The organism is Oceanihabitans sp. 2_MG-2023, assembly GCF_030547245.1.
Lineage (GTDB): Bacteria > Bacteroidota > Bacteroidia > Flavobacteriales > Flavobacteriaceae > Oceanihabitans.
Window position 1 is genome coordinate 245,393 of the sequence record NZ_JAUOQT010000002.1, and the last position, 25,794, is coordinate 271,186.

The 25,794-nt window shown below is 33.1% G+C and carries 22 protein-coding genes; 16 read left to right on the forward strand and 6 right to left on the reverse strand.

All coding sequences use genetic code 11. The features are described 5' to 3' along the window. Positions 1–2: 2 nt before the first annotated feature. Entirely contained in the window at positions 3–542 is a 540-nt protein-coding gene (locus Q4512_RS05045; RefSeq protein WP_303422318.1) for a hypothetical protein, read from the reverse strand. A gap of 161 nt (positions 543–703) precedes the next feature. On the opposite strand from Q4512_RS05045, the gene glpK reads away from it, so the two are divergent. Next, complete coding sequence (glpK, locus tag Q4512_RS05050; RefSeq protein ID WP_303422321.1) at positions 704–2,194, forward strand: glycerol kinase GlpK; 1,491 nt, start codon at positions 704–706, stop codon at positions 2,192–2,194. A 6-nt stretch (positions 2,195–2,200) separates the two neighbouring features. After that, positions 2,201–3,874, forward strand: a complete 1,674-nt coding sequence (locus Q4512_RS05055; RefSeq protein WP_303422323.1) for a glycerol-3-phosphate dehydrogenase/oxidase — start codon at positions 2,201–2,203, stop codon at positions 3,872–3,874. A 5-nt stretch (positions 3,875–3,879) separates the two neighbouring features. Here Q4512_RS05055 and Q4512_RS05060 read toward each other — a convergent pair whose 3' ends face one another. Together Q4512_RS05060 and Q4512_RS05065 are read right to left on the reverse strand one after the other, a co-directional pair. Beyond that, positions 3,880–6,387, reverse strand: a complete 2,508-nt coding sequence (locus Q4512_RS05060) for a DUF5686 family protein (protein WP_303422326.1) — start codon at positions 6,385–6,387, stop codon at positions 3,880–3,882. A gap of 84 nt (positions 6,388–6,471) precedes the next feature. Continuing rightward, on the reverse strand, positions 6,472–7,449 hold the full coding sequence (locus Q4512_RS05065; protein ID WP_303422329.1) for a pyruvate dehydrogenase complex E1 component subunit beta: 978 nt from the start codon (positions 7,447–7,449) through the stop codon (positions 6,472–6,474). 223 nt (positions 7,450–7,672) lie between these two features. Here Q4512_RS05065 and Q4512_RS05070 point away from each other — a divergent pair, with 223 nt between their 5' ends. From Q4512_RS05070 to Q4512_RS05095, 6 genes are all read left to right on the forward strand, one after another. Continuing rightward, the gene (locus Q4512_RS05070; RefSeq protein WP_303422332.1) at positions 7,673–8,419 is read left to right on the forward strand and encodes an electron transfer flavoprotein subunit beta/FixA family protein; all 747 of its coding nucleotides are present in this window, start codon (positions 7,673–7,675) and stop codon (positions 8,417–8,419) included. A gap of 106 nt (positions 8,420–8,525) precedes the next feature. Next, complete coding sequence (locus Q4512_RS05075; protein ID WP_303422334.1) at positions 8,526–9,485, forward strand: electron transfer flavoprotein subunit alpha/FixB family protein; 960 nt, start codon at positions 8,526–8,528, stop codon at positions 9,483–9,485. Positions 9,486–9,571: 86 nt separating this feature from the next. Beyond that, on the forward strand, positions 9,572–10,186 hold the full coding sequence (locus tag Q4512_RS05080; protein ID WP_303422337.1) for a bifunctional nuclease family protein: 615 nt from the start codon (positions 9,572–9,574) through the stop codon (positions 10,184–10,186). A gap of 14 nt (positions 10,187–10,200) precedes the next feature. Beyond that, positions 10,201–11,868, forward strand: a complete 1,668-nt coding sequence (locus tag Q4512_RS05085; protein WP_303422339.1) for a NupC/NupG family nucleoside CNT transporter — start codon at positions 10,201–10,203, stop codon at positions 11,866–11,868. Positions 11,869–12,089: 221 nt separating this feature from the next. Then, a complete protein-coding gene (locus tag Q4512_RS05090; protein ID WP_303422342.1) occupies positions 12,090–12,914 on the forward strand; it encodes a thymidylate synthase in 825 nt (274 codons plus the stop codon). A 12-nt stretch (positions 12,915–12,926) separates the two neighbouring features. Next, entirely contained in the window at positions 12,927–13,340 is a 414-nt protein-coding gene (locus Q4512_RS05095; protein ID WP_303422344.1) for a hypothetical protein, read from the forward strand. An 80-nt stretch (positions 13,341–13,420) separates the two neighbouring features. On the opposite strand, the gene Q4512_RS05100 is transcribed toward Q4512_RS05095, so the two are convergent. Continuing rightward, a complete protein-coding gene (locus Q4512_RS05100) occupies positions 13,421–13,717 on the reverse strand; it encodes an isoamylase early set domain-containing protein (RefSeq protein ID WP_303422347.1) in 297 nt (98 codons plus the stop codon). Between the two features lie 252 nt (positions 13,718–13,969). Between Q4512_RS05100 and Q4512_RS05105 the strand changes: the two genes are divergently transcribed. From Q4512_RS05105 to Q4512_RS05125, 5 genes are all read left to right on the forward strand, one after another. Further along, positions 13,970–14,878, forward strand: coding sequence for a dihydrofolate reductase (locus Q4512_RS05105; protein WP_303422350.1), 909 nt, complete (start codon positions 13,970–13,972; stop codon positions 14,876–14,878). Between the two features lie 126 nt (positions 14,879–15,004). Then, positions 15,005–15,607 (forward strand): TetR/AcrR family transcriptional regulator, encoded by a 603-nt coding sequence (locus Q4512_RS05110; RefSeq protein ID WP_303422352.1) that lies wholly within the window; start codon positions 15,005–15,007, stop codon positions 15,605–15,607. A gap of 49 nt (positions 15,608–15,656) precedes the next feature. After that, the gene (locus Q4512_RS05115; protein ID WP_303422355.1) at positions 15,657–16,457 is read left to right on the forward strand and encodes a haloacid dehalogenase type II; all 801 of its coding nucleotides are present in this window, start codon (positions 15,657–15,659) and stop codon (positions 16,455–16,457) included. Position 16,458: 1 nt separating this feature from the next. Beyond that, entirely contained in the window at positions 16,459–16,839 is a 381-nt protein-coding gene (locus tag Q4512_RS05120; RefSeq protein WP_303422358.1) for a DoxX family protein, read from the forward strand. Positions 16,840–16,850: 11 nt separating this feature from the next. Continuing rightward, positions 16,851–17,585 carry an SDR family oxidoreductase gene (locus Q4512_RS05125; RefSeq protein ID WP_303422361.1) on the forward strand — a complete coding sequence of 245 codons (735 nt, stop codon included), beginning with the start codon at positions 16,851–16,853 and terminating at the stop codon, positions 17,583–17,585. 78 nt (positions 17,586–17,663) lie between these two features. Here Q4512_RS05125 and Q4512_RS05130 read toward each other — a convergent pair whose 3' ends face one another. Next, positions 17,664–21,500, reverse strand: a complete 3,837-nt coding sequence (locus Q4512_RS05130; protein ID WP_303422363.1) for a T9SS type A sorting domain-containing protein — start codon at positions 21,498–21,500, stop codon at positions 17,664–17,666. 173 nt (positions 21,501–21,673) lie between these two features. On the opposite strand from Q4512_RS05130, the gene Q4512_RS05135 reads away from it, so the two are divergent. The 3 genes from Q4512_RS05135 (at position 21,674) to lspA (ending at position 24,697) form a co-directional block, all read left to right on the forward strand. Continuing rightward, positions 21,674–23,230: an NAD(P)/FAD-dependent oxidoreductase gene (locus Q4512_RS05135; protein WP_303422366.1), complete on the forward strand. Its 1,557-nt coding sequence runs from the start codon at positions 21,674–21,676 to the stop codon at positions 23,228–23,230. Positions 23,231–23,318: 88 nt separating this feature from the next. Further along, positions 23,319–24,212 (forward strand): ACP S-malonyltransferase, encoded by an 894-nt coding sequence (gene fabD / locus Q4512_RS05140; protein ID WP_303422369.1) that lies wholly within the window; start codon positions 23,319–23,321, stop codon positions 24,210–24,212. Further along, positions 24,212–24,697 (forward strand): signal peptidase II, encoded by a 486-nt coding sequence (gene lspA / locus Q4512_RS05145; RefSeq protein ID WP_303422371.1) that lies wholly within the window; start codon positions 24,212–24,214, stop codon positions 24,695–24,697. The genes fabD and lspA overlap by 1 nt, the downstream gene beginning before the upstream one ends. A 2-nt stretch (positions 24,698–24,699) precedes the next feature. On the opposite strand, the gene galE is transcribed toward lspA, so the two are convergent. Beyond that, the gene (gene galE / locus Q4512_RS05150; protein ID WP_303422374.1) at positions 24,700–25,710 is read right to left on the reverse strand and encodes a UDP-glucose 4-epimerase GalE; all 1,011 of its coding nucleotides are present in this window, start codon (positions 25,708–25,710) and stop codon (positions 24,700–24,702) included. Between the last annotated feature and the right edge of the window lie 84 nt (positions 25,711–25,794).

A 25,794-nucleotide genomic window follows, 5' to 3' on the forward strand; every position in this document is an offset into this window, starting at 1 on the left:
GCTTACTTCTTTTTAGTTGTTCGTGTAGTTTTAGTCGTTTTGGAAGGCTTACTAATAGCATCCACTTTTGCATTTAGTTTTTTAATTTCTTCTGCTAAAGAGCTAATGGATTCCTTAATTGTATTAAAGTCGGAACGTGATGCATTTCTCCATTGATCTATATGCACTTTATCTTTTAAGTCTTCCCCAAAATAACTTATTTGATCTTGAATATTTGCTACTTGTTTTCTTGGATCTTTAATTGTTTCCATAATAACTTTTGGCCCTTCTTTTGCCATCGTTTTCCATAGAGAAAAACTCTTTTTTAATAGGGAATCTTGCACTTCTGGGGATTCATCTTTAGTAGCTTCCAAAGTTAAATCTCCTAATCTTTCTTGAATAAAAGCAACTGCATCATTAAAATTAGTAAAGCTTTCGTCTTCTCCACCTTGCACATGCGATACTTTGCCGCGCCATTGCACTTTAGATTCACCATCTTCTTCAAAAATAATCTGGTTAAACCGAACCATAAAAGACGCGGTTTGATCTACTTTCTTAGCCATAATCTTAAAATTTTAATCGATTACAAAGTACAATACTTTTTTTTGATAAACTAAATTGGTTTTTTATGTAAATATATTTTCCAAAAAATAATTTCTTATGCATGCATAACATTATAGAATATTTTTTAGTACTTTATGTTTTAATTTTTGAAAAGTAGTTCATGCATAAAAAATACGTTATTGCCTTTGATCAAGGTACGACAAGTACCAGAACCATTATTTTTGATATAAATGGTACCATTAAAGGTATCTCTCAAAAAGAACTAACACAACATTATCCAGAATCTGGTTGGGTAGAACATAACCCTATGGAAATATACAAAGATCAAAAAGAAACTTTTGAAAATGTTATAAAAGAAACTGGAATAAACCCAAAAGATATTGCAGCTATTGGTATTACCAATCAAAGAGAAACTACTGTAGTTTGGGATAAAGAAACAGGACAACCTATCTACAATGCTATAGTTTGGTTAGATAATAGAACCAAAGACATATGCAATACTTTAAAAAAAGATGGTCTAGGAACTTATGTTCGCGAACAGACAGGATTAGTAATTGACTCCTATTTTTCTGGAACTAAATTAAAATGGGTTTTAGATAATGTGGAAGGCGCTCGAGAAAAAGCAGAAACTGGGAAACTTTTATTTGGAACAATCGATAGTTGGTTGATATATAAATTCACTAAAGGAAAGCAACACGTTACAGATCATACCAATGCATCACGTACCATGCTTTATAATATTAAAGATTTAAAATGGGACAACACTTTACTTACTGCTTTAAACATACCAAAATCTATGTTACCAAAAGTAAAAACATCCTCTTCAAACTTTGGTTCTGTAGTTTTTAACGGAATTAACATTCCTATTTGCGGGGTTGCTGGAGACCAACAAGCGGCTTTATTTGGTCAAGGAGGATTTGAAGCAGGAATTGCAAAAAACACCTATGGAACTGGTTGTTTTATTTTACTAAATAATGGAAAAGATTATGTGGCTTCCAAAAACGGTCTAATCTCCACATTAGCATGTACTCTACCAAACGAACCAACAAATTACGCACTAGAAGGAAGTATCTTTATTGGTGGAGCTTCTATACAATGGTTACGAGATAAAATGTTATTAATTAATCAGGCACAAGAAACCGAAGCAATTTGTAATAGTATTCCGCCTTTAAAAGATTTATATATGGTTCCTGCTTTTGCAGGATTAGGTGCTCCATATTGGGATGCCAATGCAAAAGGTGCTATTTATGGAATCACGCTAGATATAGGAAAAAATGAAATTATTAAAGCAACTATTGAAGCCTTAGCCTATCAAACAAAAGATGTAATTCAGGCTATGGAAGAAGATTGTGGCAAAACATTAACTACTTTAAAAGTTGATGGTGGAGCAAGCGCAAATAATTATTTGATGCAGTTTCAATCTAATCTTTTAAATGTTGTTGTTGAAAGACCAAAAATGCTTGAAGTTACCGCTTTAGGAGCAGCAATGCTAGCAGGACTAAAAGCTGGAGTTTGGACTACAAACGACATCACATCTATTCGAGAAGTAGACCAACTTTTTTCTCCTAAAATGGAAGAAAAAACAAGAAATCAAAAATATACAGGTTGGTTAAAAGCCATTAAAAAAACCAAGTCGATAATAGAAGTTTAATTAAATATGAAAAATAAATCATTTTCTATACGAGATAGAGCAGAACAAATAGAAACACTTACTTCTCAAAAATTCGATATCGTGATTATAGGTGGTGGAGTTACAGGAGCAGGAATTGCTTTAGATGCTGCTTCTCGTGGCATGAAAACTTGTTTGATTGAAAAGAATGATTTTGCTTCTGGAACTAGCAATAAATCTACAAAACTAATTCATGGTGGATTACGCTATTTAAAGCAATTAGAAATTGGTTTGGTAAGAGAATCTGGAAGAGAACGTGCTATAGTGCATAAATTAGCACCACATTTAGTGATACCAGAAAAAATGCTTTTACCGCTTATAGAAGATGGTACCTATGGAAAAATGATGACCTCAATTGGTTTAAGAGTCTACGATTTTTTAGCAGATGTAGAAGGAGATGATAGAAGAAAAATGCTTGACAAAGCCGAGACTCTAAAAAAAGAACCTTTATTAGATAAAACAACAATTCTTGGAAGCGGTTATTATTCGGAATACAGAACAGATGATGCGCGATTAACCATTGAACTACTTAAAAAGGCTTCCGAATTTGGAGCAACGATTCTAAATTATTGCGAGATGAGAGATTTCATATATAATACAGAAGGAAAACTTAAAACTATCTCATGTATCGATCACAATTCCGAAGAAATATTAAACATAAAATCTCGAAATTTCGTTTCTGCAACTGGACCTTGGGTTGATAAATTACGAGAGAAAGATGCTTCCAAAAATAAAAAGCATTTACACTTAACTAAAGGTGTACATCTTGTTTTTCCTATTGAAAAATTTCCATTACAACAATCGGTTTATTTTGATGTAGCAGATGGACGCATGATTTTTGCAATTCCTAGAGGTCGAGCAACCTATGTTGGTACGACAGACACCGATTATTTTGGAAATTTAGAACGTGTAGTTACCACAAAAGCAGATGTTCATTATTTACTGGATGCTGTAAATGATGCATTTACTGAAATTCATTTAGTTGAAAAAGACATCGAATCCAATTGGGCTGGATTACGACCATTAATTCATGAGGAAAAAAAAGACCCTTCCGAATTATCGCGAAAAGATGAAATATTTATTTCTAAAAGTGGTTTAATTTCTATTGCTGGTGGAAAATTAACAGGTTATAGAAAAATGGCACATCGTGCTATTGATGCTGTTTTAAATACAATGACGTATAAACAAGTTGTCAAACTTAAAGAGTCGCAAACTGAAAAAATTACGTTGACATCGAACCCGATGACTTCTAATAAAGAAGTAAAAAAATATCGCAAAAAACTATATTTAAGGCTACAAAAAGCTGGAATAGAAAATGATTATTTTGCTTGGTACTTAACTTCCAATTATGGAAAACAAGCAGATGAAATAGTAGGCAAAATGCCATTTTTTAAAAACAAAAATGCCGAAGCGCGATTAATTAGAGCAGAGTTATGGTATGGTATTCATTTTGAAATGATTAATAGTCTTTCCGATTTTTTTGTGCGAAGAACAGGAAGACTATACTTTAATATTTCTAGTGTTTTAAAATTTGAAACGCTAATTATTAAAGACTGTATACAATATTTAGATTGGGATGCTAATCGTGTTAAAAAAGAAGAAGACATTTTAAGTATACTTATTAAAGATGCTACTTATTTTTATGATAAAGAATTGGACTAAAGTGCTTAAAAATTGAATCCGAAACTACCAGTAATACCAAATTTTCTTGCATCAGGATAATTCGTTTTATCTAAATAGTTTCCTCTAAAATTAAAATCGATTCGAAACACTTTAAATATATTATCTATACCAAAACTATATTCATAATACGCTTTATTATTTGGTGCTGTATAAACTAAACCAGAAGCATTAAGTGCTCTGTTTTCTTTTGAAATTTCACCAACAACAGCTCTAAATCCTACTATTTCTCTCCAGTTTAGCTTACGCAAAAAAGGAATTCGAGAAAAAAAACGACCATTAAAATTATGTTGTATGTGCATGGATGCGTAGGTATCTGTTACAAACTCGTAATAATCTAAATTAGAAAAGGTATTATATATAGAAAAATAACTTTGATTTCCTGGAACCACACTTAATAAACCTAATGGAACTTCGCCAAATGTTTTTCCTACTTCTAAAGTTGTATATAACCTTCCTAAACCACCGACAGACCAAGGTTGTAAGTAGGAAAACTGAAGCTTAGTATAGTCAAAATCACTATTTATAACGCCTTTATCTCCTCTAGTAACCTGTGCAAATATTCTTGCAAAACCATCATTAGCTTCTCTACGTTCTACTCCATAACCTGTCATTTTTCTTTTTGGAAAATATGAAACAGATAAAGCACTTTCAAATTGTTTGATTTCCGATTCGGTAGTTGTTTGCGTTTCGTCTGTATAATAATCTAAACTAAACGTTTTAGATGCCGACTCTAATGTTCTATAATTACCACTTAATCTAAAAACTACGTTTCTAACCGGCTCCATTTCTATTGCGAGGCTCGTTAGATTAATAGAGGTAAGTTTATCGTTAGTTCCAGTCCCTACCACAGACGACGATGCTAAACTACGACCTAATACATCTGTAGAAGTCGTTAAACTAGCTCCAATTTGCTCTACATCTCTTCGGTTTCCACCAGAAATAATAAATCTATTTTTCTTATCTAGAAGGACTTTTCCAGAAATTCCATATTTAAATTTATCGTCTTTAAAACCATATGCTCCAAAACCTTCAATACGCCAAAGGTCATTTTGTCCAAAATAGGTTCTTCCTCCTGCTCGTAATCGTAAACCTTCTACATCATTAAAACCAAAGGTGGAAAAAATGGGCCCATAATCTAAATTTAAACTAGGCATTTCAATATATCCTGAAGCTAGAATGCTTCCAACATTGTAAAGACGTTTAAACTTTTTAACCGTTTTTAAGGTATCTAGCATTTTGTAAACACCTTTTTCATCTTTACTCAAGGCTTCCATTCGGTTTTCTTCCCAAAAATCGTCTTCGCGATTATAAATATCTTTATCGTAGTTATATACTTCTTGATTATAGAACTTTTCGTCTTTTGGTTTATTAAACGCATAATTATCATACAAAGTAGTACGTTTACCATAAACTCCTCGAGCTTCTTCCTTTTTATTAAAAGAGAAATCCGACATAAAATAATCTCTTTTTAATAATAATAAAGAATCATTAAGTACATCAAATTCTTGTTCTATATAAATTTCTTTTACCCAGTTTATGTTTGCGCTTTTAGAAGCCTGCATATTAATTTCTTTAATTGCATAGGTAGTGTCTGCAACCCAAAAATCACCTTTAAAGGTAAGTTCGTTTTTACGTCTTGGGTAATATATAATGTTATAACACCATTTGTTGTCACGATATGTACTATCGGATAAGACGTAGTTGTAGGTATTAATTCCAGTTCTTGATATTGGACTCACAAAGCTCTTATCGAAAAATTTGAGGTAGTTATCATAAATATCAAATTCTGAATACAGATCATTTACGAAATCTATAATGACCTGATTATCGCTAAAACCAGAATTTTTATTTCCTAACAAATCTACTTTTTCTTTATTAATTAAGTTATCACCGTAAACTTTAGTTACAGCTTCATTAATAAAAATGGGCAAGTATGTTTTTCCTGTTACTCGAGAGGTATCTACCTCATTAAAAACAAATTCCATACCTCTAAATAGTTTGCTTTTAATGAGGGAGCTATCTATGGTATTGAGGTCAAACTCTACTTTTTCGTATTTATCGTATTCGTATTGTTTAAATTGTTTTAATCCATTTTTTCGTTTGTGTTCCCAAACTTTTTTAAGGATTGCAATGGCAGGATTTTCCGATTCTTTTTTAGATTGTTTACCGGTAACAATTACGACTTCATCTAAGGATCCAGCTTCTTCTTTTAAAACAAAATTAAGTTCGTAATTAACTCTTTTTTCTAGAGGAACATCTAAAGTAGCAAAACCTATAAAAGAAACTAACACAGCATCCCAAGTGGCATCAGACTCTAAATAAAAAGTTCCATTTTCATCGGTTATTGTACCTTCAGAAGAACCTTTAAATATGACATTTGCAAAAGCTACAGGTTCGTTAAACTCATCATACACCTTACCACTAACTTTAGTTTGTGCAACAACGGTAACAATTCCGAAAAAAAATAATAAAAGAATTAATTTATACTTCATTTAGTCCACTTCAAATTTCATTATACTAAAAAACTTCATCAACAATGTTGCCAATGAAGTTTATATAACGAAAATAATTCGTTTTTATTTATACATTACCTTTTTTACCGCTTTTACCACATCGTCACTATTTGGTAACCATTCTGCTAATAAAACTGGTGAATAAGGAGCAGGAGTATCTGCTGTGTTTATTTTTACAATTGGAGCATCTAAATAATCAAAAGCTTTCTCTTGAACTTGGTATGTAATTTCTGTTGATACGTTACCAAAAGGCCAAGCCTCTTCAAGAATAACCAATCTATTTGTTTTTTTAACCGAAGTTAAAATGGTATTAATATCTAATGGTCTTACCGTACGTAAGTCTATAACTTCGCAGGAAATCCCTTCTTTTTCTAATTGATCTGCAGCTTTATATGCATCTTTAATAATTTTACCAAAAGAGACAATAGTTACATCGGTTCCTTCTCTCTTAACTTCTGCAACTCCAATAGGCACAATATACTCTCCTTCTGGCACCTCTCCTTTATCTCCATACATTTGTTCACTTTCCATAAAGATTACTGGATCATCATCACGTATAGCTGCCTTTAATAAACCTTTTGCATCATAAGGATTCGATGGTACAATTACTTTTAAACCTGGCGTGTTAGCAAACCAGCTTTCAAAAGCTTGAGAGTGCGTGGCTCCTAATTGACCAGCAGATCCTGTTGGGCCACGAAAAACTATAGGACATTTAAATTGTCCTCCAGACATTTGTCTAATTTTTGCAGCGTTATTAATAATTTGATCAATACCTACTAATGCAAAATTAAAAGTCATAAACTCTACAATAGGTCTATTTCCTGTCATTGTAGAACCTACAGCTATTCCAGAAAAACCAAGTTCTGCAATTGGTGTATCTATAACACGTTTTGCACCAAATTCATCTAGCATTCCTTTACTAGCTTTATAAGCTCCATTATATTCTGCTACTTCCTCACCCATTAAGTAAATACTTTCGTCTTTGCGCATTTCTTCACTCATTGCTTCGCAAATAGCTTCTCTAAATTGTATAGTCTTCATCTATTATAAATATTATGAAAAACAAAAATAGCAATAAAAGAAAAACTTTCTAATAAAGATTTGTTTAAAATTTATTATGCACGCATAGTAAATATTCAAAATATTATAATTAACTTCGTAGCCAAGAAAATAAAGTCTAAAATATTAATCCGTTATTTCTTATCCGAAATCGTTATAGTTCTAGGCTTTACAAAAAATACAATTTTAATTAAATTATATAATTATGAAAATTTTAGTGTGTATCAGTCACGTTCCTGACACGACATCAAAAATTAATTTTACTGAAGGAGATACAAAATTTGATACCAATGGTGTACAATTTGTTATTAATCCTAACGATGAGTTTGGGTTAACTCGTGCCATGTGGTTTAAAGAAAAACAAGGAGCTAGTGTAGCCGTTGTTAATGTAGGAGGTCCTGAAACAGAACCTACTTTACGTAAGGCCTTAGCTATTGGAGCAGATGAGGCTATTAGAGTAAATACAGAAGCTGTAGATGGTTTTGCTGTTGCAAAACAACTAGCTAAAGTAATTGAAGATGGTGCATACGACCTAGTAATTGCTGGTCGTGAGTCAATTGATTATAATGGCGGAATGGTTCCTGGTATGATAGCTGCATTAACCAATGCTAATTTTGTAAATAACTGTATTAGTCTAGAAGTGGAAGGTACAAATGCAACTGCTACTAGAGAAATTGATGGGGGAAAAGAAACCGTTACTACTAGTTTACCTTTAGTTATAGGAGGCCAAAAAGGATTAGTTGAAGAAAGCGATTTACGCATACCAAACATGAGAGGAATTATGATGGCGCGTAAAAAACCGTTACAAGTTTTAGAACCAATTGTAACCGAAGCTGAAACTACTTCTGTGAAATTTGAAAAACCAGCCCCAAAAGGTGCTGTAACACTTGTAGCTCCAGATAATTTAGACGAATTAGTAAGCCTACTTCATAACGAAGCTAAAGTAATTTAGTTTACTAATTAAGTTATCCCAAACTGGCTTTGGGATCTTTTGAAGTTAACAAAAAAAATAATTAAGATTTCTACTTTCGTGGGAATGACAAATAAAAATATGTATCATGTCAGTTTTAGTATATACAGAATCAGAACAAGGAAAATTTAAAAAAGTAGCTTTAGAAGTAGCTTCTTATGCAAAAGCAGTTGCTAATCAATTGGGAACAACTGTGACAGCTGTAACCATTAACACTAGCGATGCAAGTGCTTTAGGGAACTATGGTGTAGATAAAGTATTAAACGTTACTAACACACAATTAAATACTTTTAACGCAAAAGCATATGCAGATGTAGTAAAGCAAGCTGCAGAAAAAGAAAGCGCAAAAGTAGTTATTGTTAGCTCCAGTGCAGATAGTAAATATTTAGCACCATTATTAGCCGTTGGCTTACAAGCTGGATACGCAACCAATGTGGTTGAAGCTCCTTCGAGCACTTCTCCTTTTACAGTAAAACGTACAGCGTTTACAAATAAGGCATTTAATATGACAACTATTAATACCGATGTAAAAATAGTTGCAGTATCAAACAATTCTTTTGGATTAGTAGAAAATTCAGGTAGCGCTGCTGCGGAAGAATTTACTCCTACAGTTTCAGATTTCACCGTAAATGTACAATCGGTAGATAAAGCAAGTGATAAAGTTAGTATTGCTGATGCAGAGATAGTAGTTTCTGCTGGTCGTGGATTAAAAGGTCCAGAAAACTGGGGAATGGTTGAAGAATTAGCAGATGTACTTGGTGCAGCTACAGCTTGTTCTAAACCTGTTAGTGATTTAGGTTGGAGACCACACAGCGAACACGTAGGACAAACAGGAAAACCGGTAGCCTCAAACTTATATATTGCTATTGGTATTTCTGGTGCTATACAACACTTAGCAGGAATTAACGCTAGTAAAGTAAAAGTAGTTATTAACACAGATCCAGAAGCTCCTTTCTTTAAAGCAGCAGACTATGGTGTTGTTGGTGATGCTTTTGAAGTTGTACCAGCTTTAATCGAAAAATTAAAAGCCTTTAAGGCACAACAATAAATATATTTTTTATAAATTGTATTGTTAAAAAGGACTGTTTAAATTTTGTTTTGTCCTAATTTAAACAGTCTTTTGTGTTTTTAAATATGAGCTTAGTCAAGTTAAACATAAAAGGTATTTCGTATAGCCAAACTCAAAATGGCGCTTACGCATTGATTTTAAACGAAGTAGATGGAGACAGAAAACTCCCAATAGTTATTGGTGCTTTCGAAGCGCAATCTATTGCCATTGCTTTAGAAAAAGAAATTCGTCCGCCAAGACCACTCACTCACGATTTATTCAAAAATTTTGCCGATAGATTTGATATTGTTGTTAAACAAGTAATCATTCATAAACTAGTAGATGGCGTTTTCTATTCTAGTTTAATTTGCGAACGCGATAAAATTGAAGAAATTATTGATGCCAGAACAAGTGATGCAATTGCATTAGCCTTGCGGTTTCAAGCTCCAATTTTTACCTATAAAAACATTTTAGATAAAGCTGGAATTTATTTAAAAGTAAATCCAGAAAGCGAAGAAAAAAACATTGAAGATGATGTCCTTTTAGATGCTTTAGTTGCAGAAGAATTAGAAACGACATCTCCAAACGAGACCTTTGCAAGTAAAACAATTGACGAATTACACAATATGTTAGACGAAGCAGTTGCTAATGAAGACTATGAAAAAGCAGCACATATAAGAGATGAAATCTCTAAACGTTAAATAAACAACAACACATGAGAAATTTTGTATTAGCTATTGTAGCTATTTTTTTTGGACTTTCAACAACTAGTGCTCAAGACCTTGAAAAAAAATGGATAGCAAACAACCAAAACAATAGTTTTGAAACCTTAGAACTAAATCAAGGCGAATTTAATACAACAAATGCTTCTGGTGATTATATACATCAAAACAGCTTACTCGTTTTTTACTATAACCAACCAACCGATACTATAAGACGTTACAAGATTAAAGAGCATACAGATTCTACTTTAGTTTTTACAGAAAAAAACACAGATTTTCTTTTTACAGCTGCTAAAGAAAAAGAGAATATAGCTATTACTAACACTACAGAAGTAAGCGATGGTATTATAGAGAGTCAAGGTTTCTCGATGCAAAGTTTGTGGCGAGGACTTTTAGGAATGGTTTCCCTAATTGTTTTAGCATTCCTTTTTAGTAGTAATAAAAAAGCGGTTAACTGGAAAACCGTAGGTTTAGGATTAGCGTTTCAACTTATTATTGCTGTAGGCGTTTTAAAAGTTCCTTTTGTTCAAAAAATATTCGAATGGATTGGCGGTTTATTTGTAAGCGTACTAGATTTCACAAGAGCAGGAAGTAAATTCCTATTTGAAGGCTTAGTCGTAGATATGGATACTTTCGGGTTCATTTTCGCATTTCAAGTACTACCAACTATCATATTCTTTTCTGCTTTAACCTCACTCCTTTTCTATTTAGGAATTATTCAAAAAGTAGTAAAAGCTTTCGGAATCGTTTTATCCAAAGTTTTAAAAATTTCTGGTGCAGAAAGTCTAAGTGTTGCTGGAAATATTTTCCTTGGACAAACCGAAGCTCCTTTACTTATCAAGGCATATTTAGAGAAAATGAATAAATCGGAAATGCTTCTGGTTATGATTGGTGGTATGGCAACTGTTGCAGGAGCTGTATTAGCTGCTTACATTGGTTTTCTTGGTGGAGACGATCCTGTTTTAAGATTACAATTCGCAAAACATTTACTAGCTGCATCTGTTATGGCTGCTCCTGGCGCTATAGTAATTTCAAAAATATTATATCCTCAAACCGAAGAAATAAACACCGATGTTAGTGTTTCCTCCGAAAAAATTGGTTCTAATATTCTAGATGCTATTGCTAATGGAACCACAGAAGGGTTACGACTTGCTGTAAATGTAGGTGCCATGCTTTTAGTATTTGTAGCTTTTATTGCAATGCTTAACGGAATTCTAGGTTGGGTTGGAGATGTTACTACAATTAACACTTGGATTGCTGCAAATACAGCATACCAGAGTTTATCCTTAGAGCTTATTCTTGGTTATATATTCGCTCCATTAATGTGGTTAATAGGTGTTGCGACAGAAGATATGACTTTAATGGGGCAACTTTTAGGTATCAAATTAGCAGCAAGTGAGTTTGTTGGTTATATACAATTAGCAGACTTAAAAAATGTAGCAAGCGCAACTCATTTAACATATAACAAGTCTATTATAATGGCAACCTATATGCTATGTGGTTTTGCAAACTTTGCATCTATAGGTATTCAAATTGGTGGAATTGGATCTCTTGCTCCTGGACAGCGAAAAACCTTATCCGAATTTGGAATGAAAGCCTTAATTGGTGGTACTATAGCATCGTTAATGTCTGCTACTATCGCTGGAATGATAATAGGGTAAAAAACACCTACTAACATAGAAAGTAAATTTCCTATAAAAAACGTTAATAACTTTATAATAATATACCAAAGCATCAAGCAACAAAACTTGGTGCTTTTTTTTATTTTAGCATCGCTTTTTATGTCATATAAAGCGCAGTTCAGGTATTTATTTTTAGAAATTCTAACTGCAAATAAAATCAAGTTTAATTTAATGAGATTTCCACTTTCGTGGAAAATACTATGAAACAATATTTAGACCTAGTACAACACGTTTTAGAAAACGGAAACGAAAAAGGAGACAGAACTGGAACAGGTACAAAAAGTGTTTTTGGACACCAAATGCGTTTCGATTTAAGTGAAGGTTTCCCCATGGTAACCACAAAAAAACTACACTTAAAATCTATAATTTACGAATTGCTTTGGTTCTTAAAAGGAGATACAAACATTAACTATCTTACCGAAAATGGTGTGAAAATATGGAATTCTTGGGCAGACGAAAATGGCGACTTAGGTCCTGTTTATGGGCACCAATGGAGAAACTGGAATGATGATGAAATAGACCAAATAAAAGAAGTTATTCACGCTTTAAAAAACAACCCAAATAGCAGACGTATGTTGGTTTCTGCTTGGAACCCTTCCGTTTTACCAGACACCACGAAATCCTTTTCAGAAAACGTTGCTAATGGTAAAGCCGCTCTTCCTCCTTGCCATGCATTCTTTCAGTTTTATGTAGCAGATGGTAAATTATCTTGCCAACTGTACCAACGTAGTGCAGACATCTTTTTAGGTGTGCCTTTCAACATTGCTTCGTATGCGTTATTCACCATGATGATGGCACAAGTTTGCGGTTATCAAGCTGGAGATTTTATTCACACTTTTGGAGATGCACATATTTACAGCAACCATTACGAACAATTAGAATTACAATTATCTAGAGATACTAGACCGCTTCCTAAAATGAAAATCAATCCAAATGTTATGGACATTTTCGACTTTAAATTTGAAGATTTTACACTTGAAGACTACAATCCGCACCCACATATTAAAGGAACTGTTGCCGTCTAATTTAAATTATTAATGAAAAACCTATTTCTATTAATTACTATTTCCCTCTGTTTAGACGCTTTTTCTCAAGAAACAACCAATAAAGCAGAAAGTTTTCCCGTATATAGAAGCTGTAGTGAAAACCTAGATTATCAAGGATTAAAAAGCTGTACTACCGAAAAAATAATGAATTTCATTACATTAAGTTTTAATTATGAACTTGCAGATAAATTATTTCCTCAAGAAGAATCCACTCAATTTTTAGTAGAATTTATTATAGATGAAAAAGGTAAGACTAAAAATATAACTGCTAAAGCGCATAAAAAAGAAATTGCTGCAGAAGCTATTAAACTATTGAAACGTCTTCCAAAAATGAAAAAACCAGGTTATTTAAATGGAAAGCCTGTTGCTGTTCCGTTTAAAATATTAATGACTATATATTTTTAATAGGTAATCTTTTAAAAATAAATTAAAAAAAAAGGTGTACTCCTATTCAGAATACACCTTTTTAATTTTACTGATAAGTATTACAAATTAATTACACTATTTTCAGATGAAGCAAATTCATTCCAAACAAAAGAATCGGCTTGTTCTTCGTTTTGCCATTGTCCATCAACAACATATTTAAATTCGTAAGAACTTCCACTTTCTAAGTTTACAGTCCCTTTAAATGTTCCGTTTTTTAATTTTTTTAAAGGCGCAGCTTTTTCATCCCAATTGTTCCAGTTTCCAACTACTAAAACTTCATTTGCTTCTTTAGCAGGAACTGTAAATGTTACTTTACAAACTGGTTTACTTTTTAAAAATTGTTTCTTAATTGCCATAATATTATTGTTTTAACAAGTTCAAAATTAAATAAGAAAGTTAGAGGTATCAAAAAAATAAATACCTAATTTTGAATTATTATTTTATTACTAAAAATTACTCTTTAAAAATCTTGATTTCATATAAAACTAACTTGTATTTAAAGAATATAACAATTGTAAAATCAATATAAAATACTGTAAATCAAACTAAAACGTTTGCGGTAATTCTAAATAAATGATTAAGTAACTTTACTTTTTAAATGTAACATCATGTTTGGTAAAAAGAAAAACAAACCCCAAATAGACCAAGAGCAATTACAGCTCATTCAAAATGCGCAACGTAGAATAAAACAAAAAAAACGTTTTTATTCACATGTTATCGTTTTTGCTATTTTTGGTTTAATACTATACACTTTTAATGTTGGTTTAGGTTTAGCAGACGAATTTACTTTAGCAACACTACCATGGTCCATTGTAATAATAGCATTTTGGTTTATATTATTATTCTGGCATTTTTTAAATGTTTTTTTGTTTCAAACTTTTATGGGAAAAGATTGGGAACAAAAACAACTAGAAAAACTAGTTAATAAGCAACAAGAACGTATTGAAAAATTAAAAGAAAACCTTAAAAACGAGGCACCTCATATTGCTAAAAGTCAAATATTTAATGAAAATTTAGCACTAAAAAAACAAAATTTAACCATTATTGTAGCAGCAGGAGAAAATAATGCTATTGGTAAAGACAACAAACTTATTTGGCATTTACGTGATGATTTAAAACGTTTTAAAGCTTTAACCTCAGGCCACTATATTATTATGGGAAGAAAGACCTTTGAAAGTTTCCCTAAACCATTACCTAACAGAACTCATGTTGTTATTTCTAGACAAGAAAACTACCAAGCACCTGAAGGTGTCCTTGTTGTAAATTCTATTGAGAAAGCTATAGAAATTGCTAAAACCGACTTACAACCCTTTATTATTGGTGGAGGTGAAATTTACAAACAAGCCATGCATTTAGCAGATAAAATAGAAATTACTCGTGTTCATGAAGAGTTTGAAGCAGACACTTTCTTTCCAGAAATTGATACTAAAATCTGGAAAAAAACAAACGATACCTATCATGTAAAAGATGAAAATCATGACTATGAGTTTTCGTTTTTAACCTACGAAAGAAAGTAATTTATAATACATTTAGTTTTAATAGCAACTTTCAATATTATTCCAATTAAAAACAAATAAAAGTTACAATTGTTAAATAAAAATCAAAAACATACTAACTAGTATTTTTTTACATACCTTTGTACCATGCAACAAGATTTAAAATCGGAAATCACCAAACAAACTATTCTTAACGAATCGTTTAAACTGTTTTATGAGAATGGTTTTAAAACTACTAGTGTAGATAAAATAATGAAAGCAACAAAATTAACTAAAGGTGCATTCTATCATCACTATAAAAACAAAAAAGAACTTGGTCTTGCTGTTATTAGTTTCAAACTAGAAAAAAGGGTTTGTGAAGGTATGATATTACCATTATTTAAATCTGGCAATACTATTGATATTTTAGAAACTACTTTTTTAGAGCGTTTAAAATCTTTTCCCGTATATGATAAACAACATGGTTGCCCAATGAATAATTTCATAAATGAAATTGGTGATCATGAAATAGCATACCAAATAGCATTAAGAAATATTATTGAAGATTGGAAAAAAGCTTTAATCCAATTAATAGAAAGAGGAAAAAAAGAAAATACTATAAAAAAAGATATTTCAAGTGAAGCAGTTGCGACCTACTTGATTAGTGCTTTTGAAGGTATTCGAGGTATTCGTAAATTGTATACCAATGACGATATTTTAGAGGAATACATATTAGGTCTCACAGTATACCTAGAACAACTAAAAACTTAATTTTTTTTAAATCAAAACATACCTTTTGGTATGTTTTTAAATATAAAACATGAAAAAAGAAAAAAACAACAGAAGAGATTTTATAAAAAAAGCTACTATGGTAGGTTTAGCTGCTCCACACTTAGCATTTGCTTCTTCATTAGAAAATCCAATAAAAACAGAAAAGATGAACACAAGACCTAAAGTATTATTTTTTGACGTAAACGAAACTTTACTAGACCTAACTGCAATGAAAGAAAGTGTTGGTAAGGTATTAGGAAACAGAAGTGACCTATTACCGTTATGGTTTACAACCATGCTACAATACTCTTTAGTCACAACAGTAGGAAGACAGTACAATGATTTTGGTGTAATAGGTGCTGCAGCCCTACAAATGGTAGCTGCAAATCATAATATTACTTTATCTGAAGAAGAAGGAAAACAAGCAATTTTAGGGCCAATCCGATCTTTACCTGCACATCCAGAAGTAAAAGCAGCGCTTCAAAAATTAAAAAATGCTGGTTATAAACTAGTATCATTTACGAACTCCTCAAATAAAGGTGTACAAACACAATTTGAAAATGCTGGACTAATTGATTTTTTTGACGAAAGATTAAGTATTGAAGATATTGGAAAGTTTAAACCACATACAGATGCATACGATTGGGCAGCACGAAAAATGGGCGTTTCGCCTAGCGAATGTTTATTAATTGCTGCACATGGCTGGGATATCGCTGGTGCACTTTGGGCAAATTGGAGAGGTGCTTTTATTAGCAGACCAGGAGCGCAATTATACCCTTTAGCTGAAAAACCTGAAATTATAGCATCTAATTTAACAGAAGTTGCCACTAAACTAGTCGCATTAAAATAGGATGAAATATTTAACAAATCAAATCATAAATATTCTAGTTAGTGCTGTAATGTTATTCTTTGCTGTCCCTAAACTACTAGGAAAACCACAAAGCGTAGCTGGTTTTAATCAATTTGAAGATGCTTTTGGAATTCCTTCGGATGGTTTTAGAATCTTCACAGGAATTGCAGAGTTTGCTTTAGCAACCTTATTTATCCTTTTTGCTTTTAATAAAAATAAAACGATAGGCAAGATTGCTTTCGGATTTTTATTTATAACGATGTTTACAGCTTTATTCTTAGAATTTTTTGCAAGACCAGAACCAAAAATGATGCTAGTAAGCATTGCTATTATTTTGATAGTCATTGCTATTTTTCGATTAAAAAAATTAAATAACGCTTAAACCATAAACACATGAAACTAGAAAGTAAAGTAGTATTAGTAACAGGTTCCTCTAAAGGAATTGGAAAAGAAATTGCAATACTTTTAGCTAAAAATGGTGCTAAAGTAATAGTAAACCATTCCAATAGTGAAACAGAAGCAAACGCAACGGTAAACACTATTTTAGAACAAGGAGGAAAGGCTATTTCTGTACAAGCAGATGTAAGCAAAAAAGAAGAAGTAACGGTATTATTTGACAAAGCAATAGCAGCATTTGGCAAAGTAGATGTGCTAATTAATAATGCTGGTGTTATGATTTCGAAGGCATTAAAAGATAATACGGAAGCGGATTTTAATAAACAATTTAATGTGAATGTAAAAGGTATATTTAATACGTTACAGGAAGCTAGTACTAAATTAGCAGACAACGGAAACATTATCAATATATCGTCTAGCACAGTAAAATTAATGTTTCCCACCTATGCATTATATTCGGCATCTAAAGCTGCAGTTGAACAAATGACACGCGTATTTTCTAAAGAAATTGGAAGAGGTATTTCGGTTAATGCATTGGCTCCTGGAGCAACAGAAACCGAGTTATTTTTAAAAGGAAAATCGCAAGAATTCATTGATAAACTTAGTAGTATGAATGCTTTTAATCGTCTTGCAAAACCTTTAGACATTGCAAAAGTTGCTTTATTTCTAGCAAGCGACGATTCAAAATGGATTTCGGGTCAAGTCATTGGTGCTAATGGCGCTTTAGTATAATCGCATTAAGTACAATAAAATGGATAAAAAAAGCCAGTTAGTAACATACTAACTGGCTTTTTTATAAAGTAAAAACTGTTATTTCTTTACAATTTTCATTGTAAGTCCTAATTCAGAAATACGTAAAACATACATCCCTGAAGCTAAATGAGCTAAAGAATCAATGGAAGTATTGCCAGTATTTAATTGCAATGTTTCACTATATACAACAGCACCTAAAACATTTACAATTTGCACTTTTGAAGTTACAGGAGTTTGTAAATCTAGTTTTACATATAATTCACTATCAAAAGGAACTGGAAATACTTTAATGATATTTGAATTTCCAATAACATCAACAGTACTTAGTGTTGGACCTTGGTTTCCTGGTGATCCTATTGCAGATTCGCCCATATCATTTCCTACTGTAGCTACTGGTGCATAAGGTACTTCGTTGATTATACTAAATCCGTCTTTTTCTACATCATAAGATTGTCCAGGAAAAGATCCAGTATCTGGAAAACTTTCAAAATCGACAATATTACCAATGGTTGTTGGCTCACCAATCCATAAAGTCACAGCATCTCCACCACTTGATAAACCTGCTCCTGCGTAAGTTCCTATTTGTACTCCAGAAATATTATAAACGCCTTCCCAGATAGCGACAAAATTTGCGGTATCTGCTGCATCAACAGCAACAACAGATTCTCCTGGTGCAATAGAAGTGATACCACTTATTAACACTGCAGAAGCTGGATCTTGAGAGTCATCATCAAAATAAAGTCCACCTAAACTTGGAGTCCAAGCTATTGGCCCATTGTTTGTTATTTCAAACCAATCTGCAGTAAGATTATCTCCTGCACCATTTCCTGGCCAGATTTCGGTAATATTTAATATGGGTCCAACTGGTGTATTAATAGCATTAGGTGTATTAAGTGCTTCTCCTTCTATAGGAGTTCCTGTAAAACCATCTAATCCTTCTCCTTCAAAATCATTACGCATCCAATCTGCAGTGGTATCTGTATCTACACCATTAGGAATACGAGACGCTCCTCCTACTTGAGCTGCATTACCATCAAAACCTGGAGCTAGATCTAATGCATAAACAAAATCAGAAGCACCTCCATCAGAACTCGCAATACCATCTACAATACTATTCCAATAAGTTACATCAATAACACCATCATTATTGGTATCAATATCATCACCTATACTACCCAAAAAGCCTTCTACTAGCAATAAAGTTATACTTCCATTTTCTATAGTATTCGATAGAAAAGGAGTTGTCCAGAATCCATTTTCATCTGTAGTTCCTACAGCAAAAGTACCATCATCAATTACACCAGAAGCACTACCATCTCCTTCTATTTCAACAATAGTATATGCGGAATAATCGGTAAAAGGATCTCCATAAATCTCTACAAACTCGGCAGTATCTCCAGAAGTATGATCTGCAACAAACTCATTAATGACTGGAGTTTTAATAACAGGTTGCACAACGGGACCTAAAGTAACTATATCGCTTCTAAATTTTTTCCATTCGCTACGAAGCGACTTATTTTCATTTCCATCATTATAAATAACAGTAGCCCCTAAATCTACTAGTAATTTTACGGTGTCGGAATCTCCATCACTTCCTAAGAAAGTAGAAACAGGCAAAGCTACCAACCCTTCAAAAGAACCATTAGCTTGTAATGCAGTTAAATCTGCAGCACGTAATTCTGCTTGATCTACAGCATTTCCAGACCAAGTATATAGTTTAAAGTCCGTTTTGTTTCCAAAAGGTCCTCCTATTAATACACATCCATTTTCATTGCACTCCATACTTCTTAAACTTCTTCCATTTAAATCTAAAAGTATAGGAGTTCCAAAAGTAGCAGAACCAGCTGGCATTCCTGGTAAGTCTGTAAAATTAGTTACAGGAATTACAATAGCTTTATTCTCTAATGTTGAACTTCTTAAACCCAAATAAGCTGTTGTTGTACTATTTGGCGCAAGTGCTAAAGCTTCTATTTCTAAAATAGTACTTAATTGAAAGTGATTTGTACCTAAACCATGCATATTATTTTCATCCCAAGCCAACAAATCATCTCTTAAGCTAGTATATTTATTTAAATAACTTAGTGTTGATGCTTCTCCTGTTCCAGAAACCTTAGTAGTAAAAATAACCGATCTATCTTCCTCTGCAGTAGAGCCAATCCAGTAAATTGTATTTTCTAGTAAAAAAGAACCTTCTAAATCTGCTTCTGCAGTAGTTCCTAAAGCAGCATTAAAATCTATTGTCGTTATTGGCAATCCAGATTGATTCCCGTTATATAAACGTAAAGTTTGATCTTCGTCATCTCCAATCCAACCATATTCTGTGCTTATTGCTATTCCTGTAGAACCATCTGCAGCTCCGGTATGAAAACGAGTTGTATTTGGTGTCACTGAAGCTTCAGAAGCTGCATAATTAATAGTATACGTTGCAGTATTGGAATCTGTATCTTCAACCGTTACAATTATAGTTGTAAAACCTAAAGCAGAAGGAGTAATGGTTAATAAACGTGCTTCATTAATTCCTGTAAACACAAGATTTGCATTAGAAACGATAGTTTCATCACTACTAGTAGCAGTAACCACTAAATCTGCTACAGGTGTTTCTGCATTCATAATATGAAAAGGAATACCAATAGTACTTGCTGGATCTGTAGGATCGTTTATAACGCCACTTACAAAACCAGCATTGGTTTCTGGTAAGTTTAAAAAAGAGGTTAAATTAACCGTATCAACAACAATACTTAATGTAGATGCCGCTAAAGCTCCTAAATTACCAGGAGAACCAATTGCAGGTTCATTCATATTATTATTAGCAGTAGCAACAGGTTGATATGGTAACTCATCAATAGCACTAAAATCTCCTTTTACAACATCATAAGATTTTCCTGGAGCAAGTTCAGTATCTGGATATGCTTCAAAATCGACGATTGCACTAGCATCTAGAGGAGCGCCAACACTCATAAATAAAGTAACCGCGTCTCCTCCACCTCCAAGTCCAGAACCATCATAAGTTCCAATTTGTACTCCTGTTAGGTTGTAAACACTACTCCATATTGCTATAAATTCTGCAGTATTGGTATCGTCTATTGCTATTACAGACTCTCCCGGTTGAATACTAGTAATGCCACTTATTAAATCGGCTGTTGTATAATCTTGAGAATCATCATCAAAATATAAATCACCAAATGTTGGTGTCCAAACTCCTGGACCTTCATTTGTAATTTCAAACCAATCGGAAGTAAGATTATCACCTTCTCCATTTCCTGGCCAAATTTCTGTAATTTGTAGATTAGGCAATGCTGGCCCTAAATTTCCCGGTGAACCAATTGCGGATTCATTCATATTATTTACAGCAGTAGCAACAGGTTGATATGGTAACTCTCCAATAATGCTGAAGCCTCCTTTGGTAACATCATAAGATTGTCCTGGAGTAAGTTCGGTATCTGGATAAGCTTCAAAATCAATAATTGCATTAGCATCTACAGGAGCACCAATACTCATAAATAAAGTAACAGTATCTCCTCCACCTCCAAGACCAGAGCCATTATAAGTTCCAATTTGTATTCCTACTAGGTTGTAAACACTACTCCATAAAGCTATAAATTCTGCAGTATCTGTATCGTCTATTGCTATTACAGATTCTCCTGGTTGAATACTAGTAATACCACTTATTAAATCGGCTGTTGTATAATCTTGAGAGTCGTCATCAAAAAATAAATCTCCCATAGCAGGAGTCCAAGCGACGTCTCCCATATTTGTAATTTCAAACCAGTCTGAGGTTAAATTGTCTCCTTCACCATTTCCTGGCCAGATTTCTGTAATCTGTAGTGAGACTTGCGAATACCCTATAAAACAAGTAAATAGGAAAGCACTTAAGAGTGTAATTCTTTTATACATAATATTTATTTTGGATTAAAAAGTAAAACTAACGCAGTAGTATTACCATAATTAAAGCTTAACATTATGTATGAGTTAACTAAAGATTAACTTGGTTAAATAATTGTTTCCTAATACTCTGTAAATCCTAAAAATCTATAATTACCTATCACAATTTTTCATAAATTCGCCATATGATTAAAGACCTGCAATTACGAGTTTCTCTTAAAGAAGAAGAAATACCAAATATTCTTTTAATAAAAGCTTCTAAAAAGTTAAGTATATCTCGTGAAGATATTTCCGGTATTAAAGTATTGCGTAAATCTATTGATGCACGTAAACCTAAAATAATCTTTAATTATAAAGTTTCTGTTTTTATTAATGAACCTGTACCTGAAACTTCAGAATACATTTTTGACTATAAAGATATTTCAAAAGCCAAACCTATTCATATTATTGGTTTTGGTCCTGCAGGAATGTATGCTGCTTTGCGTTGTATAGAACTTGGTTTTAAACCTATTGTTTTAGAACGTGGTAAGAATGTACAAGACAGACGGAGAGATTTAAAAGCCATTAACCAAGATCATTTTGTAAACGAAGATTCTAATTATTGTTTTGGTGAAGGTGGTGCAGGAACCTATAGCGACGGAAAACTATACACACGAAGTTTAAAACGTGGTGATGTGCGTCGTATTTTCGAAAATCTTGTATTTCATGGTGCAACAGACCAAATTTTGGTAGATGCGCATCCGCATATTGGAACCAATAAATTACCAAAAGTAGTTTCAAACATAAGAGAAACTATATTAAAATATGGAGGTGAAATTCATTTTGAAACTCGTGTCACTGATTTTATTATAAAAAACAATGCCGTTCAAGCTTTACAATTACAAAACGGTAAAGAATTAACTGCAAATCGAGTGATTTTGGCAACTGGTCATTCTGCTCGTGACATCTACTATTTACTACATAAAAAAGAAATCGCTTTACAAGCAAAATCTTTTGCAATGGGAGTTCGTGTAGAACATCCACAACATATTATAGATAGCATTCAGTACCATTGCGATGGCAACCGTAGCGAACTACTTCCTGCTGCAGCTTACAGTTTAGTACATCAGGTTAACGACAGAGGCGTGTATTCTTTCTGCATGTGTCCTGGGGGATTTATTGTTCCTGCAGCAACTGCAAATGGTGAAGTTGTAGTTAACGGCATGTCACCATCTAAAAGAAATAATGCCTTTGCAAACTCTGGTATTGTTGTAGAAATTAATGTGGATAAAGATTTACCTAAATACGAGAAATTTGGCGTCCTAAAAGGGTTAGAATATCAAAAGGATTTTGAAAAACTCGCCTTTTATGCTGGAGGAAGAAGTCAAACTGCTCCTGCACAACGTTTAACCGATTTTGTGGAAGGGAATCTATCCGAAAGTTTAAATCCTACTTCTTATCAACCAGGATTAAATGCAGCGCCATTACATTCTTTATTTCCAAAGCTAATAGGAAGTAGATTACGTCAAGGTTTTAAAGCTTTTGGCACTAAAATGAATGGATTCTATACCGCCGAAGCGAATATTATTGGAGTGGAATCTAGAACATCGTCTCCTGTAAATATTCCAAGAAAAGAAAATTTAGAACATCCAGAAATTACTGGACTTTTTCCTTGTGGTGAAGGAGGTGGTTATGCTGGTGGAATTATTTCTGCAGCCATGGATGGCGAACGCTGTGCAGAAGCTGCAATTAGTGGTTTATAAGTTAATAGATCTTAATTACAAGGAATACTTTGGAAGCTAACTAGCATCTAAAAAAAAATCTTATTTTTGCAACTCAAAATTAAAACGAATGAACGCATATATATTTCCAGGTCAAGGAGCTCAATTTTCAGGAATGGGTTTAGACTTATACGAAAACGCTCCAGAAGCACAACATTTATTTGAAGACGCTAATGAAATATTAGGATTCAACATTACAGACATTATGTTTGAAGGTACTGCTGAAGCTTTAAAAGAAACTAAAGTAACGCAACCTGCAATATTTTTACACTCTGTGATTTTAGCAAAAACTCTAGGAGAAAGTTTTAAACCAGATATGGTTGCTGGACATTCTTTAGGTGAATTTTCTGCCTTAGTAGCAAATGGCGCTTTAACTTTTAAAGACGGCTTACGTCTAGTATCACAACGTGCAAAAGCAATGCAAAAAGCTTGCGAAATACAACCAAGTACCATGGCTGCTGTTTTAGGTTTAGAAGACAAAGTGGTAGAAGACATCTGTGCTAAAACCGAAGGGATTGTAGTTGCTGCCAACTATAACTGTCCTGGTCAACTAGTGATCTCAGGAGAAATTGACGCTATTAATCGTGCCTGCGAAGCAATGAAAGAAGCTGGAGCAAGACGCGCTTTAGTACTTCCTGTTGGTGGTGCTTTTCACTCGCCAATGATGGAGCCTGCTAGAGAAGAATTAGCTGCTGCAATTGAAAACACAAACTTTAGCAAACCAAACTGCCCAATTTATCAAAATGTTACTGCTAACGCAGTTATTAAAGAAGCTGAAATAAAAAAGAATTTAATTTCGCAACTTACTGCTCCTGTTCGTTGGACACAATCGGTACAACAAATGATTGCAGATGGTGCCACCTTATTTACAGAAGTTGGACCAGGAAAAGTACTTCAAGGATTGGTAAAGAAAATTAATAGAGAAGCGCAAACCGCTGCTGCAAAAATAGAAACTAAAGCATAATGAAACGCTCTTTATTTATTGCTTTTTTAATTATTTTCAATATTGTTATTGATCAGGTTTCCAAGTTTTGGACCAGAGCATCTGTTGTTAAAGGAAGTAAATCGGAAATTATTGGAGATTACTTCACCTTACATAATGTAGAAAATTCTGGAGCATTTTTAGGAATGGGAAGTGATTTAAGTCCAACGATGCGCGCTATATTTCTACTTATAATTCCAGTTGCTGTAATGGCTTATGTGTTATTTTTAATTTTTAAAAACAAAAACTTAGACACTTTTTCATTACTAGGTTTTTGCTGTATTTTAGGAGGTGGAATGGCAAATATTTACGACAGGTTTTTATATGGTTCTGTAACAGATATGTTTCATATAGATCTTGGTGGTGTTTTTAGAACTGGAATTTTTAACGTTGCAGATATGTCTGTAATGCTAGGTTTAGGACTACTTATTTTAGGTAATTTTAAAAAGAAAGAAACTGTAGCTTAATTTTATAATTGTTGTTGCCATTTCCAAGCAGATAACATGGCATCCTCTAAATTATATTTTGCTTTCCAGCCTAAAATTTGATTTGCCTTTGTAGTATCGGCATAAGCAGAAACTACATCTCCAGCTCTTCTATCTACTATTTTATAGTTTAGTTTTTCGCCAGAAACACGTTCAAAAGCTTGAATAACCTCTAAAACAGAACTTCCTGTTCCTGTTCCTAAATTAAAGATCTCAAAATCGGTTTCATTTTTTTTGTCTAACAAACGTTGTAATGCAATTACGTGTGCTTTTGCAATATCTACCACATGAATATAATCTCTTATACAGGTTCCGTCTGGAGTTCGATAATCGTTACCAAACACAGAAAGCTGTTCTCGTATTCCAGCTGCAGTTTGAGTAATGAATGGCACTAAATTTTGTGGTACGCCAATTGGTAGTTCTCCAATTTTTACACTTTCATGCGCACCTATTGGATTAAAATATCGCAATGCAATTGCTTGTAATTGTGGTGTTATTTTACAGGTGTCTTGTATTATTTCTTCTCCAATTTGTTTGGTGTTTCCGTATGGAGATTGGGCTTTTTGTATAGGAGCATCTTCCGAAATTGGCATGGTATCTGCTTGACCATATACGGTACAGGAAGAACTAAATATAAAATTAGCTATTTCTAATTTCTCTAGTTCTTGTAACACATAAACCAAAGTATTAATATTGTTTTCGTAATATAATAAGGGTTTATTTACGCTCTCTCCTACAGCTTTACTTGCTGCAAAATGTATTACACCTTGAAGATCTTGGTGCTTTTTAAAAAACGTTTGCACTTTGGTTTTATCTTTTAAATCTAGTTGTTCAAAAATTGGTTTTATTCCTGTAATAGAGACAATCCCTTCTAAGACATCTAATGAAGAATTAGAAAGATTATCAATAATTACTACTTGATACCCCTCTTTTTGAAGCTCTACAACTGTGTGCGATCCTATAAAACCTAAACCTCCTGTGACAAGTATTTTCATTGGTTGTTATGTGCGTTAAGGATGGAAGCGTTATCCTTTTTTTGCTGGCATATATGGCAAAAAAAGATTTAAGCGTACAGCCTG